Source organism: Pseudodesulfovibrio karagichevae (assembly GCF_041414475.1).
GTDB classification, from domain to species: Bacteria; Desulfobacterota; Desulfovibrionia; order Desulfovibrionales; family Desulfovibrionaceae; genus Pseudodesulfovibrio; species Pseudodesulfovibrio karagichevae.
The window spans coordinates 1-20,216 of record NZ_JBGLYH010000008.1 but is presented as its reverse complement, the minus strand read 5'-3'; the positions used below and the strand labels follow the sequence as shown (position 1 = coordinate 20,216).

Annotated in this window: 10 protein-coding genes; all 10 read left to right on the top strand. The window is 65.9% G+C overall.

What is annotated here, in order from left to right:
• Positions 1 to 72: 72 nt before the first annotated feature.
• The 10 genes from AB6M95_RS04605 to glgP all read left to right on the top strand — a co-directional run bounded on the left by AB6M95_RS04605 (position 73) and on the right by glgP (position 19,851).
• Positions 73 to 1,284, top strand: a complete 1,212-nt coding sequence (locus AB6M95_RS04605) for an efflux RND transporter periplasmic adaptor subunit (RefSeq protein ID WP_371385562.1) — start codon at positions 73 to 75, stop codon at positions 1,282 to 1,284.
• A complete protein-coding gene (locus tag AB6M95_RS04600) occupies positions 1,284 to 4,391 on the top strand; it encodes an efflux RND transporter permease subunit (protein ID WP_371385561.1) in 3,108 nt (1,035 codons plus the stop codon). The genes AB6M95_RS04605 and AB6M95_RS04600 overlap by 1 nt, the downstream gene beginning before the upstream one ends.
• A gap of 99 nt (positions 4,392 to 4,490) precedes the next feature.
• Positions 4,491 to 4,892, top strand: a complete 402-nt coding sequence (locus AB6M95_RS04595) for a cytochrome c3 family protein (RefSeq protein ID WP_371385560.1) — start codon at positions 4,491 to 4,493, stop codon at positions 4,890 to 4,892.
• 16 nt (positions 4,893 to 4,908) lie between these two features.
• A complete protein-coding gene (locus tag AB6M95_RS04590) occupies positions 4,909 to 5,874 on the top strand; it encodes a hydrogenase small subunit (RefSeq protein WP_371385559.1) in 966 nt (321 codons plus the stop codon).
• Between the two features lie 30 nt (positions 5,875 to 5,904).
• Complete coding sequence (locus AB6M95_RS04585; RefSeq protein ID WP_371385558.1) at positions 5,905 to 7,569, top strand: nickel-dependent hydrogenase large subunit; 1,665 nt, start codon at positions 5,905 to 5,907, stop codon at positions 7,567 to 7,569.
• A gap of 149 nt (positions 7,570 to 7,718) precedes the next feature.
• Positions 7,719 to 10,937, top strand: a complete 3,219-nt coding sequence (locus AB6M95_RS04580) for a transporter substrate-binding domain-containing protein (RefSeq protein ID WP_371385557.1) — start codon at positions 7,719 to 7,721, stop codon at positions 10,935 to 10,937.
• Between the two features lie 214 nt (positions 10,938 to 11,151).
• A complete protein-coding gene (locus AB6M95_RS04575; protein ID WP_371385556.1) occupies positions 11,152 to 13,110 on the top strand; it encodes an amylo-alpha-1,6-glucosidase in 1,959 nt (652 codons plus the stop codon).
• A 2-nt stretch (positions 13,111 to 13,112) separates the two neighbouring features.
• On the top strand, positions 13,113 to 14,399 hold the full coding sequence (locus AB6M95_RS04570; RefSeq protein ID WP_371385555.1) for a glycosyltransferase family 4 protein: 1,287 nt from the start codon (positions 13,113 to 13,115) through the stop codon (positions 14,397 to 14,399).
• Positions 14,396 to 15,598 (top strand): glycoside hydrolase family 57 protein, encoded by a 1,203-nt coding sequence (locus AB6M95_RS04565; protein ID WP_371385554.1) that lies wholly within the window; start codon positions 14,396 to 14,398, stop codon positions 15,596 to 15,598. Before AB6M95_RS04570 ends, AB6M95_RS04565 begins: the two co-directional genes overlap by 4 nt.
• 11 nt (positions 15,599 to 15,609) lie before the next feature.
• Entirely contained in the window at positions 15,610 to 19,851 is a 4,242-nt protein-coding gene (gene glgP, locus AB6M95_RS04560; protein WP_371385553.1) for an alpha-glucan family phosphorylase, read from the top strand.
• Positions 19,852 to 20,216: the final 365 nt, after the last annotated feature.

Below are 20,216 nucleotides of genomic sequence, written 5' to 3'. Positions count from 1 at the left end.
GTCCGCCGGTTATTGACGGCTTGACGGACATCCGGCGCCCGCTCGTCGCGGGGCTCCATACCGGGAGGACCTGTGCCTCGCTCGCATTTCTTCAAACGCAACGGAGACCGGCCCCGGAGCCGGGTCCTCGGCCCGGCGTCCGCCGGGCTGCTCTGCCTGTTCCTCGTCTGCCTGCTCGCGGCCTGCGGGGGCGACGACAAGACGGCCAGGCGCGAACGGGTGGTCCCGGTCACGGCCGTGGCCGTGGTGCGCGAGGACGTGCCCGTGATCCTGTCCGCCGTGGGCAACGTCATCCCGCTGGCCTCGGTGGAGATCAAGTCCAGGGTGGGCGGGATCATCGAGAAGCAGCTGGTCCAGAACGGCCAGGACGTGAAGGCGGGCGACCTGCTCTTCCAGGTGGATTCGCGCTCCTTCGACCTGGCCGTGAAGGAGGCCCAGGCCCGGCTCGACCGGGACCGCGCCCACCTGAACAAGGCCAAAGAAGACCTGCGCCGCTACTCCAAGCTGCGCGACCAGAACGTGGTCGCCCAGGAGCAGTACGACACCAGCTATACCGACGCCACGTCCCTGGAGAACACCATCCGGGTGGACGAGGCCGCCCTGGAAAAGGCCCGCCTCGACCGCGACTACGCGGCCATCCGCGCCCCCATTTCCGGCCGGGTCGGCATCGTCCAGGTCAACGTGGGCAACGTCATCAAGGCCAACGACGACCGCACGCTCTGCGTCATCAACCAGATCCGGCCCATCACCGTCTCCTTCACCCTGCCCGAGCGCTACCTGGGCGAAATCATGGAGCGCCGCAGGCAAGGGCCCATTCGCGTGTCCATCACCCCGTCCGGCGCGAGCTCCACCCCGGTCGAGGCCGACCTGGCCGCCGTGGACAACGCCGTGGACACGACCACGGGCACCATCCGGCTCCTGGCATCCTATCCCAACGAGGACACCCGCTTCTGGCCCGGCCAGTTCGCCCGGGTGGAGCTGACCCTGCGCACCCTCAAGGACGCCCTGCTCCTGCCCACCGGGGCCGTGCTCCAGGGCATGGACGGGCCGTACGTGTACGTGGTCAAGACGGACGAGGGCGACCCGACTTCCGGCACCGTGGAGCCGAGACAGGTGGCCACCGCCCACATCGTGGGCAAGCGCACGGTCGTCGCCTCCGGCATCGAGCCCGGCGAACTGGTGGTCCTGGACGGCCAGGTGGGCCTGAACCCCGGCGCGAAGGTGGCCATCAAGAACGCGCGGGCCCAGGGCCAAGGCAAGGTCCCGGCCGAGGACAGGCAATAATGAATCCGTCCGCCATCTTCGTCCGCCGCCCGGTCATGACCTCCCTGCTCATGGCCGCCATCCTGGTCTTCGGCGTCATGGCCTACCTGCGGCTGCCGGTCTCCGACCTGCCCAGCGTGGACTTCCCGACCATCGAGGTCTCGGCCCAGCTCTCCGGGGCCAACCCCGAGACCATGGCCTCGTCCGTGGCCACCCCGCTGGAAAAACAGTTCTCGACCATCGCGGGCCTGGACTCCATGACCTCCGTCTCCAGCCTGGGCAGCACGCGCATCACCCTCCAGTTCGACCTGGAGCGGAACATCGACGACGCGGCCCTCGACGTGCAGTCGGCCATCACCACGGCCCTGCGGAGGCTGCCCGACGACATGACCTCCACGCCGAGCTTCCGCAAGGTCAACCCGGCGGACTCGCCGATCCTCTATCTTGCGCTCTCCTCGCCGACCATGCGGCTGTCCGACGTCAACGAGTACGCCGAGAACTTCATGGCCCAGCGCATCTCCATGGTCAACGGCGTGGCCCAGGTCATGGTCTACGGCTCCCAGAAGTACGCAGTGCGCATCCAGCTCTCGCCCGAGAAGCTCTCGGCCATGGAGCTGGGCGTGGACGAGGTGGCCGAGGCCGTGCGCAAGGGCAACGTCAACCTGCCCGTGGGCACCGTGGCCGGGCCCGTGCGCGAGTACATCGTCCGGTCCAGCGGCAAGCTCATGAACGCCGAGGACTACAAGCCCCTGGTGGTGGCTTGGCGCAAGGGCGCGCCTGTGCGCCTGTCCGACGTGGCCAACGTGTTCGACTCCGTGGAGCAGACCAGGAGGCGCAACTGGTACAACGGCCAGCCCGGCATGGTCCTGGCCATCCAGCGCCAGCCCGGCACCAACACCGTGGACGTGGTCAAGGCCGTGCGCGACCTGCTGCCGTCCATGCAGGCCCAGCTGCCCGCCGCGGTCAACCTCAACGTCCTCTACGACCGCTCCGAGTCCATCAAGGAGTCCATCGAGGACGTCCAGTTCACCCTGCTGCTCACCGTGGCCCTGGTCATCACGGTCATCTTTCTCTTCCTGCGCAGGCTGTCGGCCACGATCATCCCGAGCCTGGCCCTGCCCATGTCGGTCATCGGCACCTTCGCGGTCATGTACCTGTACGGGTTTTCCCTGAACAACATCTCGCTCATGGCCCTGACCCTGTCCGTGGGCTTCGTGGTGGACGACGCCATCGTCATGCTCGAAAACATCGTCCGCCACGGGGAGATGGGCAAGCCGACCATGGAGGCGGTCATGGACGGCTCCAGGGAGATCGCCTTCACCATCGTGTCCATGACCATCTCGCTGGCCGCCGTGTTCCTGCCCGTGCTCTTCATGGGCGGCATCGTCGGCCGCCTGTTCCACGAGTTCGCGGTGACCATCTGCGCCTCCATCCTCATCTCCGGGCTGGTCTCCCTGACGCTGACGCCCATGCTGTGCAGCCTGATCATCAGGCCGCACGCGCAGGAGAAGCGACACGGCAGGCTGTTCAACCTCTTCGAGCAAGGCTTCAACGGACTGCGCGACGTCTACGCCAGCACCCTGGACTGGACGCTCAGGCACCACCGGCTGACCATGCTCGCCTCCATCCTGGTCCTGGCCCTGACCGTGGTCCTGTTCCGGGCCATCCCCAAGGGTTTCCTGCCCATCGAGGACGCCGGGCGGCTGATCGTCCGCACCGAGGCCGAGCAGGGCGTGGCCTTCGACATCATGAAACAGCGCCAGCAGGCGCTCATGCGCATCCTGGTCATGGACCCGGCCGTGGAGAACTACATGTCCGTGGTCGGCGGAGGCGGCCCCAACCAGGGCGGCAACTCCGGGCGGCTGATGGTCGACCTCAAGCCCCGCAGCGAACGCGGCCCCATCGACAAGGTCCAGCAGCGGCTGCGGGCCAAGCTCTCGCAGGTGCCGGGCATCCGGGCCTACGTGTCCAACCCCCCGGCCATCCGCATCGGCGGGCGCAGTTCCAAGGGGCAGTACCAGTACACCCTGCAGAGCCCGGACACCGACCTGCTCTTCCAGGCCGCGGCGGACATGGAAAAGCGCATGCAGGACGTGCCGGGCATCCAGGACGTCTCCTCGGACATGGAGTTCGACAACCCCGAGCTGAACATCGACATCGACCGCGACAAGGCCTCGGCGCTGGGCATCTCCGCCTACCAGATCGAGGACGCCCTCTCGACCTCCTTCGGCAACCGCAAGATTTCCTCCATCTACGCGCCCACCGACACCTACGACGTGATCATGGAGCTGGCCCCGCAGTATCAGAGCAACCCGGACGCCCTGGCCATGCTCTCGGTGCGCTCGGGCAACGGCAAGCTCGTGCGCCTGGAGACCCTGGCCAAATGGGGCCTGGGCGTGGGGCCGCTGTCCGTCAACCACTCGGGTCAGCTGCCGTCCGCGACCATCTCCTTCAACCTGGAGCCGGGCGAGTCGCTCGGCTCGGCCGTGGACGCGGTCTCCGCGCTTGCGGCCGAGGTCGTGCCCGCGTCCGTGTCCACCAGCTTCCAGGGCGAGGCCCAGGCGTTCCAGGATTCCATGCGCGGGCTGTGGGTCCTGCTGGTCATGGCCATCCTGGTCATCTACCTGGTGCTCGGCGTGCTCTATGAATCCTTCGTCCACCCGCTGACCATCCTGTCCGGCCTGCCGTCCGCCGGCGTGGGCGCGCTGCTCACGCTCATGCTCTTCGGCCAGGACCTGAACATCTACGGGTTCGTGGGCATCATCATGCTCATCGGCATCGTCAAGAAGAACGCGATCATGATGATCGACTTCGCGGTGGAGGCCCAGCGCGAACACGGCCAGGGCGCGGCCTCGGCCATCCGCGAGGGCGCGCTCATCCGCTTCCGGCCGATCATGATGACCACCATGGCCGCGCTCATGGGCACCCTGCCCATCGCGCTCGGCCTGGGCGCGGGGGCCGAGGCCCGGCGTCCGCTGGGCCTGGCCGTGGTCGGCGGCCTGCTGGTCTCCCAGCTCCTGACCCTCTACTTCACCCCGGTCTATTACATGTATCTGGACGCGGCCCAGCAGAAGCTGAACCGCCTCTTCGGCCGGTCCCGCCGCGCCGAGGCCGGGGCCGGGGAGTAGCATCCCGGCGCAACTACGCATGAAACTATAATACCCCGCTCCGAAGAATCCTGTATGGTCGGGCATAGTGTATGTCCACCTATTCGAACCGGAGGGGTTATGCTTCGAAAGATTCTGCTCTTCGCCACGGCGGCCGCTCTGGCTGTCATCACCGTCACGGCGGCGCTGGCCTATGAGGTGCCCGACCAGATCGTCATCACGCGCCCCAAGGGCAACCAGGCCCTGAACACCTGGGTCACGCCGGTCAAATTCCCGCACGGCTTTCACGCCATCCGGCGGGCCTGCCGGGACTGTCACCACAAGGAATCCGACAAGACCCTGGGGCAGTTCGTCCCGTGCAGGCAATGCCACACCGACGACGATCCCAACGAGCCCTCGGGCTTCTACCGCGCCTGGCATTCCCCCGGTCCCCCGAGTTGCCTGGGCTGTCACACGCGCATGCGGACCGAAGGCGGCAAGAACCCGGTGGGCTGCACCACGGCCTGCCACAGGCCCAAGTAGCCCCAAGGAGGGAATTATGCCGAACGGGAAGAGATTCGACGCACTCAAGATGCTGGCCGGCGGGCCCAAACCGAGCCGCCGGGAGTTCATGAAGTTCTGCGGGGCCATGGCCGTGTTCATGGGCATGGGCCCGGCCTTCGCCCCGGCCGTCGCCGAGGCGCTCATGTCCAAGAAGCGGCCTTCGGTGGTCTACCTGCACTGCGCCGAGTGCACGGGCTGCACCGAGGGGCTGCTGCGCGCCTACGAGCCGTTCTTCGACGAGATCATCATGAGCACCATTTCCCTGGACTATTGCGAGACGGTCATGGCCGCATCCGGCCACGCCGCCCACGCCGCCCTTGAAAAGGCCATCGCCAACCCCGAAGGATACGTCTGCGTCATCGAAGGCGGCATCCCCACCTTCCACGGGGGCGAGTACGGCAAGGTCGGCGGCGAGACCATGTTCCAGATTTGCGCCCGGGTGGCCGCCAAGGCCAAGGCGACCATCGCCATGGGCTCCTGCGCGTGCTTCGGCGGGGTGCAGGCCGCCGCGCCCAACCCCTCCGGGGCCAAGGGCGTCAACCAGGCCCTGGCCGCCGTGGGCGTCTCGGCCATCAACATCTCCGGCTGCCCGCCCAACCCCATGAACTTCGTGGGCACCGTGGTCCACCTGCTGACCAAGGGCATGCCCAAGCTCGACCATTGGAACCGGCCGGTCATGTTCTACGGCGACACGGTCCACGCCCACTGCCCGAGGCAGGAACACTTCAACCGCGGCGAATTCGCCCCGAGCTTCGACAGCCCGGAGGCCAAGAAGGGGTGGTGCCTGTACCAGCTCGGCTGCAAGGGGCCGTACACCTACAACAACTGCCCCACGGCCCTGTTCAATCAGGTCAACTGGCCGGTCAAGGCGGGCGCTCCGTGCATCGGTTGCAGCGAACCCAACTTCTGGGACGACTATTCGCCGTTCTTCCACCCCATCGAAGACGGCCCCAAGGGTTAACCCGCGCCATCTGGAAGGAGGAAATTCCGCATGAGCCAGACCACTGCCACCACCGCCGGGAAACGGCTGATCGTCGACCCGGTAACGAGAATCGAAGGCCACCTCAAGGTCGAGGTGGAACTGGAAAACGACCGCGTCAAGAACGCCTGGGTATCCACCCAGCTCTTCCGGGGCATCGAGGTCATCCTCAAGGGCCGCCCGCCCGAGGACGCCCCCCTGTTCACCCAACGGGCCTGCGGGGTGTGCACCAACACCCACGCCCTGACCTCCATCCGGGCCATCGAGGACGCCCTCAAGCTGAAGGCGCCCCCCCTGGCCCAGCTGGTCCGCCACCTGATCCTGTCCACCCTGATCATCCACGATCATCTGGTGCACTACTACCATCTGCACGGGCTGGACTGGATCGACATGGCCTCGGCCCTGAACGCCGACCCGGTCGAGGCGGGCAAGATCGTGGCCGCCACCAGCAATCGCAACAGCGACCCGAGCGACCTGTTCATCGTCCGCAAACGGCTCAAGGAGTTCGTGGCCGGCGGCCAGCTCGGGTTCCTGGAAAACGCCTACTTCCTGGGCGGCAATCCGGTCTACCGGTGCACGCCCGAGGAAAACCTGATCCTGGCGGCCCACTACATCGAGGGGCTGCGCATCCAGCTCGAACTGGGCCGGGCCATGGCGCTGTTCGCGGGCAAGAACCCCCACGCCCAGTCCATGGTCGTGGGCGGGGTGACCTGCTACGACAGCCTGCGCCCTGAGGTAGTGGACCACTTCCGCCAGATATGGGCCAAGACCAAGGAGTTCGTGGACAACGCCATGATGCCGGACGTCCTGCTCATGGCCAAGCGGTTCCCCGAGGCCCTGACCTACGGCAGGACGTCGAACTTCTTCGCCTTCTCGGATTTCCACGATCCGGAGACCGGCAAGGATCCCTACTTCATGTCCGGCGTGCTCTGGGGCAACGACCTGTCCAAACACGAGAGCCTGGACATGGGGTTGATCGACGAACACGTGGCCCGCAGCTGGTACGAAGGCGACGGAGTGCGCAAACCCTACGACGGCGAAACCCGGCCCATGTACACGAGCTACGAGGACAAGGAAAAGTACTCCTGGTCCAAGGCCCCGCGCTACAAGGGCGAGGCCATGGAGACCGGGCCGCTGGCCCGCCGCGCCCTGGCCTACGCGCGCAAGGAGAAGGAGACGCGGACCATGCTGGACGCCTTTTTCAAGGCCGCGTCCATGAAACCGGAACAGCTCTTCTCCACCATGGGCCGCACGGTCTGCCGCGTGGTCGAGACGGGCATGCTCATCAACCGCATGAAGGGCTGGATCGACGAGACCGAAAAGCGCATCAAGGCCGGAGACACGGACATATACAAGCCGTGGAAGATGGTCGACGAGGCCAGGGGCGTGGGCACCTGCTGCGTCACCCGGGGCGCCCTGTCCCACTGGATCCGCATCAAGGGAGGGGTGATCGAAAACTTCCAGATGGTCGTCCCGTCCACCTGGAACCTCGGCCCCCGCTGCGAGAACGACAAGCTCAGCGCCGCCGAGCAGTCCCTGATCGGCTGTCCCTGCCCGGATCCGGAACGCCCGGTGGAGATCCTGCGCACCATCCACTCGTTCGACCCGTGCATCGCATGCTCGGTCCACATGGTGGACAACCGCAGCGGCGGCATACGGAAGTTCAAGATACGTTAAACCGGACAGGGGCCGGACACGGATCCGGCCCCTGTTCCGCCGGACGGGCATCTTTCCGCACGCAATTTTCATTTGACCGGAGCGGAAGATGCTCTATGATGGGGATACTCGACAGGTTCTACCCTGCAAAAGGCATCGGCGGAAACCATATGGTCCTCGTTCGCTCCATTCTGCTCACCGCCCTCCTGGCGGCGCTGGCCTGCCTGGTGGTAGCCCCGGCGGCCCCGGCCCGGGAGACCATCCCGCCGGTCCTCAGATCGGCGAGCGAATTCGACTACCCGCCCTTCGCCCTGGCCCTGCCCGACGGCACGGCCGACGGTTTCTCCGTGGAGCTGCTCAAGGCCGTGGCCGAAAAGGCCGGGCTCGAGGTCCGCTTCAAGACAGCGCCCTGGGCCGAGATCAAGCAGGAGCTGACCCTCCGCGAGCTCGACGTCCTGCCCCTGGTTTCCTATTCCCTGGAGCGCGACGCCTACTTCGACTTCTCCATCCCCTACCTTCAGATGCACGGCTCCATCTTCGTGCGCAAGGGGACCAAAGGCATCAAGGGCGAAGCGGACCTCAAGGACAAGACGGTCCTGGTCATGCGCGGGGACACGGCCCAGGAATACGCCGAACGAAACCACCTGGCCGGGAAACTCATCCTGACCGAAAGCTACGGCGAGGCCATGCGCCTGCTCTCCGAGGGGCGGTACGACGCCGTCCTGGTGCAGCAGGTGGTCGGCTGGCAGATCGTCAAGAAGCTCGGCCTGAACAACATCGAGGACGTGCGCGCCAACACCCTGGACCCGAGCCTGCGGCCCGAGGGCCAGAACATGTCCGGGTTCGTCCAGAAATTCTGCCTGGCCGTCCCCGAGGGCGACCACGCCCTGCTGGCCCGGCTGAACGAGGGGCTGTCCATCGTCTTCGCCGACGGCACCTACGACCGGCTGTACATCAAGTGGTTCGCCCCCATCCTGCCCCGGCCCGAGCCCACCTTCATGCAGATGGCCCGCCAGTCCCTGGTCTTCGTCCTCCCGGTGGCCCTGCTCATGGCCCTGGGCGGCCTGGTGTTCCTCAAGATCCAGGTCAACCGGAAGACCGCCCACCTGCGCGAGGAGGTCGAGCAGCGCAAGCGGGCCGAGGCCCAGGTGGCCAGGAGCCGGGAGTGGATGCACTCCCTGCTGGACCACCTGCCCCTGTCCGTCTACCTGCAATCCGGGGATCACAAGATCACCTTCGCCAACGAGCACTTCCGCTGCGGCCACGACAAGGACACCGGACGGCCCTGCCACGATGTCCTGTACGGCAGGCCGGACCCGTGCGTCCCGTGCCGGGTCCGGCAGGTCCTCGACTCGGGCGAGTCCCTGACCTGGGAGACCCAGGGGCCGGACGGCACCGCCCTGCTCGTCCACAACGTCCCGTTCCGGGACATGGACGGCTCCCCGGTGGTCCTGGCCGCGGCCATGGACATCACCGAGACCAAGCGCATCGAGGAGGCCCTGAACGAGAGCGAAAACCTGTACCGCACCCTGATCAACAACATGCCGGACATCGTCATGCGCTACGACCGGCAGCTGCGCCGCCGCTTCGTCTCGGAGAACATCGAGCAGTATTCGGGCTTTCCGCCCGAGCATTTCATCGGCAAGACCAACCGGGAGCTGGGCATGCCCGAGGAGCTCTCCCGGTTCATGGACGAGCACATCGCCAAGGTCTTCGAGACCGGCGAGCCCATCGGAACCGAACTCCACGTCGACTGGAACGGCCGGTCGTTCCAGTTCGACTGGCGGCTCTTCCCGGAACGCGATGCGGACGGCGCGGTCCAGACCGTCTCCTCCATCCATCGCGACATCACCCACCAGCACCACGTGGAAGCGGAATACCAGCTCCTTTTCAACGGCATGCTCGACGGGTTCGCCTCCCACGAGATCATCTGCGACGACACGGGAAAACCCGTGGACTACCGCTTCCTGCGCGCCAATCCGGCCTTCGAACGGCTGACCGGCGTCAAGGTCGAGGATATCCTGGGCCGCACCATCCGCGAGGTTTTTCCCGACATCGAACCCTACTGGATCAAGACCTACGGCAAGGTGGCCCTGACCGGCGAGCCCATCGTCTGCGAACACTACGCCTCGGACTTGGGCAAGTATTTCAACGTCAGCGCGTTCTGCCCGACCCCGGGCCGGTTCGCGACCATCTTCTCGGACGTCACGGACCGGGTGAACACGGCCAAAGCCCTGGTGGAGGCCAAGGATCTGGCCGAGTCCGCCAGCCGGGTGAAGTCCGAATTCCTGGCCAACATGAGCCATGAGATACGCACCCCGCTCAACGGCATCATGGGCATGCTCCAGCTCCTGCTCTCCGACGGCCTGACCGAGGAGCAGGCCGAGTACGCGGCCTACGGCATCGAGGCGAGCAGGCGGTTGACCCGGCTGCTCACGGACATCCTCGACCTGTCGCGCATTGAGGCAGGCAAGCTGGAGATCCGCGAGGCCCCCCTGAACCTCCGGGACGTCCTGGCCGGGCTGGAGCAGATGTTCGCCGTGGCCGCCCGGTCCAAGGGACTGACCCTCGACGTCAGGGTGCCCGACGACCTGCCGGAACGGCTCTTCGGGGACGACACCCGACTCCAGCAGATCCTCATCAACCTCATCGGCAACGCCATCAAGTACACCGAGGCGGGCGGAGTGGCCCTGGAGGTCTCGGTCCTGCCCCGGCGGCGGCCGGGCACGGTCCACGTGCTCTTCACGGTCTCGGATACCGGCATCGGCATCCCCGACGACAAGCTGGGGTCCATCTTCGAACATTTCACCCAGGTCAGCAGCGGCTTCACCCGGCACTACCAGGGGGCCGGGCTGGGGCTGGCCATCTCCAAGCGCATGGTCGGCCTGCTCGGCGGGTCCATGGCCGTGGACAGCATGCCCGGCCTGGGCACGACGTTCTGCCTGTGCGTGCCACTGCGCGCGGCCGAAGACGAACCGGCGGACGCCGCGATACTGATTTCCGATGCCCCGGCCCCGTCCCTGAACATCCTCCTGGCCGAAGACGACAAGGTCAACAGCGTGGCCGTGGCCGGCCTGCTCAAGCGCATGGGCCACCGGGTCCGGACCGTGGACAACGGCCAGATGGCCCTGACCGCCCTGCGCGGCGAGCCCTTCGACCTGGTTCTCATGGACATCCAGATGCCGGTCATGGACGGGGTCCAGGCCACCCGGGCCATCCGCGATGGCGAGGTCGGCCCGGACAAGACCTCCATCCCGATCATCGCCATGACCGCCTACGCCATGAAGGGCGACCGCGAGAACTTCCTGGGCAAGGGCATGACCGACTACATCGCCAAACCCCTGGACAAGACCGACCTGGAAAGCGCCATCCGACGGACCGTCATGTAACGGAGCCGCCCCGGCGTTTTCCCCCCATCCCGGGCGCTTGCGGGGCGATTCGCCCCACGCCGTCGCCCATTTCCGCACCGTTGGGAAAATTTTCCTTCCCGTCGCCATTTTTCCCTTGCAAGTGGCGGACATTTGCTATCAACTTGGAAAATCGGAAATACCCCTTCCCGGGGCAGCTCCCATCTTCGCAACATCTTTTCCACAGGTGGTCATCATGCTGCACATTTCCAGAGACGACTGCGTCAACACCGAAACGGCGACCCGGAAGGAATGGATCGACGTCAACGGTCTGGGCGGCTACTCGTCGAGCACCATCATCAACTGCCACACCCGAAAATACCACGGCCTGCTGGTCGCGGCCCTCAAGGAGCCCAAGGGACGGTACGTCCTGCTCTCCAAGCTGGAGACCTCGGTGCTGGCCAACGACCGCGAGTTCCTGCTCTCGTCCAACAAGTATCCGGGCGTGTATCATCCCACCGGGCACCAGTTCGTGGACTCCTTTGACCAGGGCCTCTACCCGTCCACGACCTACCGCATCGGCGACGCGCTCATCCGCAAGTCCTTTCTCATGGTCCACGGCAAGAACACCGTGCTGGTCTGCTTCGAACTGCTCGAGGGCAAGGTCAAGCCCGCACTGCGCCTGCGCCCGCTCCTTCCCTATAGGGACATCCATACGCTGACCCGCGAGAACATGTTCCTGCGGCCCAAGTCCTACCCCGAGAAGAACGGCCGCAAGATCCAGCCCTACGAGGGCATGCCGCCCCTGTACATGGGCACCAACCGGGCCTCGGAATTTTTCCCCGGCCCCAAGTGGGCCTACAACATCGAATACCTCATGGAGCGGGCGCGCGGCTTCGACTACCAGGAGGACCTGTTCTGCCCCGGCATGTTCGAGACGACCCTGGAAAAGGGCAAGCCCGTGATCTTCGCCGCGTCCGTGGAGCCCCTGGGCAACCTGGAGCACCTGCGCAAGAAGGAGATCGCCCGGCGCGAGGCCGAGTTCGAAGCCTGCAAGGACCGCAGCAAGTCCGTGCAATGGCTCAAATATTTCTCCGGGCAGTTCCTCATCCGCAACGCCTCCGGATTCGCCTCGGTCATCGCGGGCTACCACTGGTTCGGCGAGTGGGGCCGCGACACCATGATCTCCCTGCCCGGCCTGACCTTCCATGCAGGACGCAGGGAGTTCGGCGAGGAGGTCCTGGCCGCCTACGCGGGGCTCACCCGAGACGGGCTGCTGCCCAACTACCTGGACCAGAACTCCGATCACCTGGCCTACAACTCGGTGGACGCCTCCCTGTGGTTCTTCTGGGCCGTGCAGGAATACCTCAAGGCCAAGGGAAGCAGGAAATTCGTCAAGGACAAGGTCTACCCGGCCCTGCGCGACATCGTCGCCGCCCACCTGGACGGGCGCGTGCCCCTGTGCGGGCTCGACCAGGACGGCCTGCTCTTCGCGGGCAACGAGCACACCCAGCTGACCTGGATGGACGCCCAGGCGTACGGACGCCCGGTCACCCCGCGCCACGGGGCGGCCGTGGAGATCAACGCCCTGTGGTACAACGCCCTGCGCTTCTTCCTGGAGCTGGCGGAGAGCGAGGACGACGTCCTGGCCGCGCGGGCCCTTGAGGCCGCCGACCGGCTCCAGGCCCACTTCACGGCCCGGTTCTGGAACGACCGCGACAACTGCCTGTGCGACGTGGTCAACGACCACGGCCAGGACCGGAGCATCCGGCCCAACCAGATTTTCGCCCTGTCCCTGCCCCACTCCATGCTCGACTTCCACCACATGCGGGCGGTCATCGGCGTGGTCCAGGCGCACCTCCTCACCCCGTACGGCCTGCGCACCCTCTCGCCCCGCGACCCGGCCTATTCGCCCTACTACGAGGGCGACGCCGACGCCCGCGACTCCGCCTACCACCAGGGCATGGTCTGGCCCTGGCTGGCCGGGCACTTCGGTCAGGCCCTGCTGCGCCAGGCCGAGGACCGCGCCGGAGCCAAGGCGTTCCTGCGCAAGTACTTCAAGCCGATCCTGCGCGAATTCCCCGAGGACTTCTGCATCAGCGCGGTGCCGGAACTGTACACGGGCAACCCGCCGCATGCGCCCAAGGGCGCCGTGGCCCAGGCGTGGTCCATGGCCGAGGCCGTCCGCCTGAACAAGCTCCTCAAGGAGAAGTAGCCATGCGCGTACTCATGTTCGGCTGGGAATTCCCGCCATACATCTCGGGCGGCCTGGGCACGGCCTGCCTCGGCCTGACCAAGGGGCTGGCCCACCTCGGCACCGACATCCTGTTCGTCCTGCCCAAGCTCGACTCCGACGAGGAGGCGCACCACCTGACCCTGGTCGGGGCCAACCGGCTGCGCACCAAGGTCGGCGTGTCCGAGATCCGCAAGCTCCAGCAGCGGCTGTCCGTGCTCGAAGTGCTCTCCCCCCTGCGCCCCTACCTCACGGAGACCGAATACCGCTCCCTGCTGGAGCAGAACGAACTGGTCACCGCCGAGGACATCTTCGGCGAGCTCAAGAACGATTTCTCGGGCGGCTACGGCGAAAACCTCATGGCCGAGATCGTGCGCTACAGCCTCATCGGCGCGCACCTGGGCCTGACCGAGAAGTTCGACGTCATCCACTCCCATGACTGGCTGACCGCCCCGGCGGGCATCGAGGCCAAGCGGGTCTCGGGGAAGCCGCTGGTGGTCCACGCCCACGCGCTCGAATTCGACCGCTCGGGCGAGCACGTCAACCAGCGGGTCTACGACATCGAGCGGGCCGGGTTCGAGGCGGCCGACCGGATCATCGCGGTCAGCCACTTCACCAAGGACACCATCGTCCAGCGCTACTCCATCGACCCGGCCAAGATCACCGTGGTCCACAACGCCGTGGAAAAGGACCGGCGCCTGGGCCACCTGCGCGTGAAAAAGCCGTTCAAGGAGAAGCTGGTCCTCTTCCTGGGCCGGATCACCTTCCAGAAGGGCCCGGACTACTTCGTTGAGGCCGCGGCCAAGGTGCTGGAAAAGCACAACGACGTGCGCTTCGCCATGGCCGGTTCCGGCGACATGTTCCCGCGCATGGTCGAGCGCATGGCCGAGCTGAGGATGGGCGACCGCTTCCACTTCACCGGCTTCGTGCGCGGCACCGACGTGGAGCGCATCTACGCCATGAGCGACCTGTACGTCATGCCCAGCGTGTCCGAGCCGTTCGGCATCACCCCGCTGGAGGCCATGGTCTTCGACGTGCCGTGCATCGTGTCCAAGCAGTCCGGCGTGGCCGAGATCCTGGAGGACGCGGTCAAGGTGGACTTCTGGGACGTGGACCGGCTGGCCTTCGAGATCGGGGACATCCTGACCGACGGGAAACGGGCCAGGACCCTGGTCGAACAAGGCCGGGAAACCCTCAAGAAGATCCAATGGGACCGAGCCGCCGAAAAGGTCCTCGACGTTTACCGGCAACTCACCGGAGGGCGCTCATGATATCCGTCTGCTTCTACTTCCAGGTCCACCAGCCCATGCGCCTGGACAAGGATTACTCCTTCTTCCAGATGGGCCGCAGCCACCACTACCGCGACGAGGTCGCCAACCGCGACATCATGCGCAAGGTGGCCGACAAGTGCTACCTGCCCGCCAACCGCATGATGCTCGACCTCATCGAGCTGCATAAGGGCAAATTCCGCATCTCCTACGCCATCACCGGCGTGGCCATGGAGCAGTTCCAGGAGTTCTGCCCCGAGGTCCTGGACTCCTTCCGCGACCTGGCCGATACCGGGTGCGTGGAGTTCATCGGCGAGACCCACTACCACTCCCTGGCCTTCCTCTTCTCCAGGGAGGAGTTCCGCCGCCAGGTGAAGTTGCACAGCCGCATTCTCGAGGAATTCTTCGGGAGCAGGCCCGTGACCTTCCGCAACACCGAGCTGATCTACAACAACGACCTGGCGCTCGAGATCGAGAAGATGGGCTACAAGGCCATCCTGGCCGAGGGCGCGGACCAGGTGCTCGGCTGGCGCTCGCCCAACTTCGTGTACCAGCCCGCGGGCTGCTCCAAGCTCAAGGCCCTGCTCAAGAACTACCGGCTGTCCGACGACGTGGCCTTCCGCTTCTCGGACCGGGGCTGGAGCGAATGGCCCGTAACCGTGGAGAAATACGCGAACTGGGTCCACAAGGTGGCCGGCAGCGGCGAGATCATCAACCTTTTCATGGACTACGAGACCATCGGCGAGCACCAGTGGGCCGACACCGGCATCTTCGATTTCTTCAGGAAGCTGCCCGAGGCGGTCCTGTCCCGGGGCGACTTCGCCTTCGAGACGCCCGGCGAGGCCGCCGGGCACCTGGACCCCATGGCCCAGCTCGACGTACCCTACTTCACCTCCTGGGCCGACCTGGAGCGCGACGTGACCGCATGGCAGGGCAACCCCATGCAGGATCAGGCCGCCGAACTGGCCTACGCCCTGGAGGACAAGGTCCTGGATTCCGGCGACGAGGACATCATCGCCACCTGGCGCGAGCTGTTGACCAGCGACCATTTCTACTACATGTGCACCAAGTGGTTTTCCGACGGCGACGTCCACAAGTACTTCAACCCGTATGAAACCCCGCACCAGGCGTTCATCACCTACATGAACGTGCTCAACGACCTCGCTCTCCGGCTGGACGGCGCGGACAGACGCCAGGGATAGGAGAAAGAACCATGGAGACAAGTTGGCTGTTCGAAGTTTCCTGGGAAGTGTGCAACAAGGTCGGCGGCATCTACACCGTCATCAGCAGCAAGGCCCCGCAGGCCAAGGCGGCCTTCGACAACCGCTACGTGACAGTGGGTCCGCTGCTCGACCGCAACCCCGGCTTCGTCCCGGCCGCGCCGCCCAAGACGGTCCGCCCGGCCCTGGAACGGCTCAAGGCCTGGGGCGTGGAGACCGCCACCGGCCACTGGGACATCCCCGGCAAGCCCCTGGTCCTGCTCATCGGCTTCCGCAACGCCTTCCCGAACCACGACAAGCTCCTGTTCCAGCTGTGGAACGACTACGGCGTGGACTCCATGGCGGGCGGCTGGGACTACATCGAGCCGGTCCTGTTCTCCACGGCCGCGGCCATGGCCATCAAGGAGATCAGCGAAGACGTGGGCGACGGCGAGGACGTCTACGCCCACTTCCATGAATGGATGTCCGGCGCGGGCGTGCTCTACCTGAAGAAGCATGCCCCCTCCGTGTCCACGGTGCTGACCACCCACGCGACCATGCTCGGCCGGGCCATGTCCGGGTCGGGCGTGGACATCTACAAGCGGCTGGAGGAGATCGAGCCGTCCCAGGAGGCCAAGGCCTTCGGGGTCACGGCCAAGCACTCCATGGAGTCGGTCTCGGCCCGCGAGTCGGACTGCTTCACAACGGTCTCCAACATCACCCGGCGCGAGGCCTCCAACCTGCTCGGCACCAACCCGGCCGTGGTCACGGTCAACGGCTTCAATCTCCAGGGGTTCGCCGAGCCCAAGGCCGTGGCCGAAACCTGCAAGAGCTCGCGCAAGCGGCTCGTGGACCTGGCCGCCCGGTTCCTGGAACGCGACCTGGACCCTGACAAGACCCTGCTGGTGGCGACCAGCGGGCGCTACGAATTCCACAACAAGGGCATCGACCTGCTCCTGGACGGCCTGGGCGACCTGGATGAAGAATTGACCAAGGCCGACAACGACGTCACCGTGGTCGCCTTCCTGCTCGTCTCCTGCGGCTACGCGGGCTTCAGCGACGAGGCCCGACGCCGCCTGAAACAGGAGCGCTACGACATCGAGAAGTATGCCGGGATCAGCACCCACCACCTGGGCGACGCGGACCACGACCCCGTGGTCCTGAAGTGCCGCGAGCGCAAGCTCGACAACGCGGCGACAAACCGCTGCTGCGTCATCTTCATCCCGGTCTACCTGGACGGCAACGACGGCGTGCTCAACCTGGAATACTACGACGCCCTGGCGGGCATGGACCTGACCGCCTTCCCGTCCTTCTACGAGCCGTGGGGCTACACCCCCATGGAGAGTGCGGCCTTCGCCGTGCCCACCATCACCTCGGACCGGGCCGGATTCGGCCAGTGGGTCATGGAGAAGCATCCCGACGGACACCCGGGCGTGCACGTCCTCAACAGGCTGGAGGACGACTACGAGACCACCCGCGAGAACCTGACCCGCTTCCTGGCCGACTTCACCCGCTGGACCCCCGAGGAACGCGCCTCGCGCAGCCAGGAGGCCCGCAAGATCGCCGAGGAGGCCACCTGGGCCCATTTCTACCCCCGCTACCTGGAGGCCTACGAGTACGCCGCCGACATCCGGACCGAGCGCATCGCCGGCGTGCAGCGCATGGCCACCGCGCCCGGCGCCGAGATCAGCTTCTCGGGCGTGAACACCACGCAGCCCCGGCTGCGCTCCTTCACCGTGGTCACCGAACTGCCCGCCCAGCTCGCCCGGCTGCGCCAGGTGGCCGAAAATCTCTGGTGGGTCTGGCACCGCGACTCCCAGGAACTGTTCGAATGGATGGACGTGGACAAGTGGCACGAGAGCGGCCACAACCCGGTCCTGTTCCTGGACACCATGCGCCGCGACCGGCTCAACGAACTGGCCGAGGACCCGGAGTTCATCGGCCGCCTGGGCTCGGTCCTGGAGCGGTTCGACGCCTACATGGCCGAGAGCGCCAAGGCGAACGTCAAGGGCATCACCTGGAAGAACCCGGTGGCCTACTTCTCCATGGAGTTCGGCCTGCACGAATCCATCCCGGTCTACTCCGGCGGCCTGGGCCTGCTCTCCGGCGACCACATCAAGTCGGCCAGCGACCTGAACCTGCCGTTCATCGGCATCTCCCTGTTGTACAAGAACGGCTTCTTCCACCAGCGGATCAACGGCAACGGCGACCAGGTGGTCGAGTACCACCAGAACGACTTCGCGACCATGCCCATCACCCCGCTGCAGAAGGGCGACGCCGAAAAGGTCATGATCACCGTGAACCTGCCGGGCCGCACCGTGTACGCCCAGATATGGGAGGTCCACGTGGGCCGGGCCAAGCTCTACCTGCTTGACACGGACGTGGTCGAGAACTCCCGCTCGGACCGCGACATCACCTCCAAGCTCTATGACCCGACCTCCAAGGGACGCATCGAGCAGGAGATCATCCTCGGCGTAGGCGGCATCCGCCTGCTCGCGGCCCTGGACGTGGCCCCGTCGGTCTACCACCTCAACGAGGGCCACTCCGCCTTCCTGCTCTTCGAGCGCATCCGCCACCTCATGCTCATAGACGGGCTGAACTTCGCCACGGCCAAGGAGATCGTCCGGGGCAACACCGTGTTCACCATGCACACCCCGGTGCCCGCGGGCAACGAGCGGTTCGAGAAGTCCCTGGTGGAGAACTATTTCCGGGGCTATGCCGACGAGATGGGCGTGCCCTGGGACGGCCTGTGGAACCTCGGGCACATCTACGCCGAGGAGGCGGACCACCTGAACATGACCGTGCTCGCCCTGCAGCTCTCCTGCAAGCGCAACGGCGTCAGCCGCCTGCACGGCGACGTGTCCCGGCGCATGTGGCAGGACCTGTGGCGCGGCTTCATCCTGAGCGAGGTCCCGGTGGGCCACGTGACCAACGGCGTGCACATCACCTCCTGGCTGGATGAGCGCGTCCGCCACGACATCGAGGAGTCGTGCAGTCTGTCCGTGCACCGCGCGCTCATCGAGCAGAACGACTGGGAGGCCCTCAACGGACTGGACGACCGGCGGCTGTGGGATACCCACGTGGCCCTCAAGCACCGCCTCTACGACGAGGTGCGCCAGTCCATCTCCAGCCAGTGGACCCGCGAGGGCGAGCCGCCCAACCGGCTGCACGCCTTCCTGAACGAGCTCAACCCGGACCACCTGACCCTGTGCTTCGCCAGACGGTGCACGGCCTACAAGCGGCCCACCCTGCTCTTCCACAACCTCCAGCGGGCCAAGGAGATCCTGGCCAACGCGGATCGCCCGGTGAACATCATCTTCGCGGGCAAGGCCCACCCGGCCGACACCATGGGCGCGAGCTACATCAACCTGATCTGCCGCCTGGCCAAGCAGGACGACTTCCTGGGCCGGGTCATCTTCCTGGAGAGCTACGACATCCGCCTGGCCCGCCTGCTCGTGTCCGGCGCGGACGTCTGGCTGAACAACCCGACCCGCCTCATGGAGGCCAGCGGCACCAGCGGCATGAAGGCCGCGGTCAACGGCGTGCCCAACTGCTCCATCCTGGACGGCTGGTGGGACGAGGCCTTCGACGGCTCAAACGGCTGGGCCGTGGGCAGCGGCCTGGTCTACCAGAGCCAGGTCAACCAGGACATCGTGGACGCGGACAACCTCTACGCCACCCTGGAATCCGAGGTGGTCCCCGAGTTCTACGACCGGGGCGGCGACGGCGTGCCCCACGCCTGGCTGAACCGCATGAAGGCGTCCATGAAGACCGCCTTCCGGCAGTACGGCACCCACCGCATGGTCCGCGAGTACATCGACGACATGTACCTGCCCGCCATCGAACTGGCCACGCTGCGCGCCAAGGACAACAACGAACTGGCCATGGGCCTGGGCGAATGGCGCACGCGCATCCCCGGCCGCTTCGCCACGGTGAACATCAAGGAGGTCCAGGTGGAAGGCATCAGCGGCGACGTGTTCCGGCTGGGCAACCGGCTGACCGTGACCGCCAAGGTGGACCGGGGCCAGCTTTTGACCGAGGAGATCGTGGTCGAGTTCGTGGCCGCCACCCCGAACGAGGAGACCATCGTGGACTGCATCCCCATGCAGCTCAAGCACACGGAGGGTTCCACCCTGCTCTACCGGGCCACCTACAGCCCGGCCGAGTCCGGCCCCATCCGCTACGGCGTCCGCGTCCTCCCCACCCACCCCGGTACGGCCAACAAATGCGATCCTAGATTGATACGGTGGAGTTAGGCGGCTTCCGATAGCGGCGCATCTGCACATTTTTCCGGGGGACTTTCATCCTCACGTAGAAGGCTACGCTGCGGTGAAAGCCCCCCGGATCTGTACCTGGGGCATAATATCTTGTAAGGCTCGAAGACTCGCCTACAATTCACTTAAAAATGCACAGCTGCACCACTCTCGAAAGCCTATTCCGAGGACGAATTGGCGGCGGCAGATGAGAGCCGCTGTCGGGTGCTGCGCACCCGAATCACTCCAAAGAAAAGAGGGCCTTCGACTTGATGAGAGTCGAAGGCCCATATCTATCGGCACCCGCCCCGCGAAGCGGATAGAAAAAGTTTAGGAAGGGAGAGGGGATGGGGGTCCGGGGGAAGGGG

What these genes read in the sequence shown, in the direction of transcription:
- AB6M95_RS04600 (WP_371385561.1), top strand. Translation starts at nt 1,284, where the DNA reads ATGAATCCGTCCGCCATCTTCGTCCGCCGCCCGGTCATGACCTCCCTG.
- AB6M95_RS04595 (WP_371385560.1), top strand. Translation starts at nt 4,491, where the DNA reads ATGCTTCGAAAGATTCTGCTCTTCGCCACGGCGGCCGCTCTGGCTGTC.
- AB6M95_RS04590 (WP_371385559.1), top strand. Translation starts at nt 4,909, where the DNA reads ATGCCGAACGGGAAGAGATTCGACGCACTCAAGATGCTGGCCGGCGGG.
- AB6M95_RS04585 (WP_371385558.1), top strand. Translation starts at nt 5,905, where the DNA reads ATGAGCCAGACCACTGCCACCACCGCCGGGAAACGGCTGATCGTCGAC.
- AB6M95_RS04580 (WP_371385557.1), top strand. Translation starts at nt 7,719, where the DNA reads ATGGTCCTCGTTCGCTCCATTCTGCTCACCGCCCTCCTGGCGGCGCTG.
- AB6M95_RS04575 (WP_371385556.1), top strand. Translation starts at nt 11,152, where the DNA reads ATGCTGCACATTTCCAGAGACGACTGCGTCAACACCGAAACGGCGACC.
- AB6M95_RS04570 (WP_371385555.1), top strand. Translation starts at nt 13,113, where the DNA reads ATGCGCGTACTCATGTTCGGCTGGGAATTCCCGCCATACATCTCGGGC.
- AB6M95_RS04565 (WP_371385554.1), top strand. Translation starts at nt 14,396, where the DNA reads ATGATATCCGTCTGCTTCTACTTCCAGGTCCACCAGCCCATGCGCCTG.
- glgP (WP_371385553.1), top strand. Translation starts at nt 15,610, where the DNA reads ATGGAGACAAGTTGGCTGTTCGAAGTTTCCTGGGAAGTGTGCAACAAG.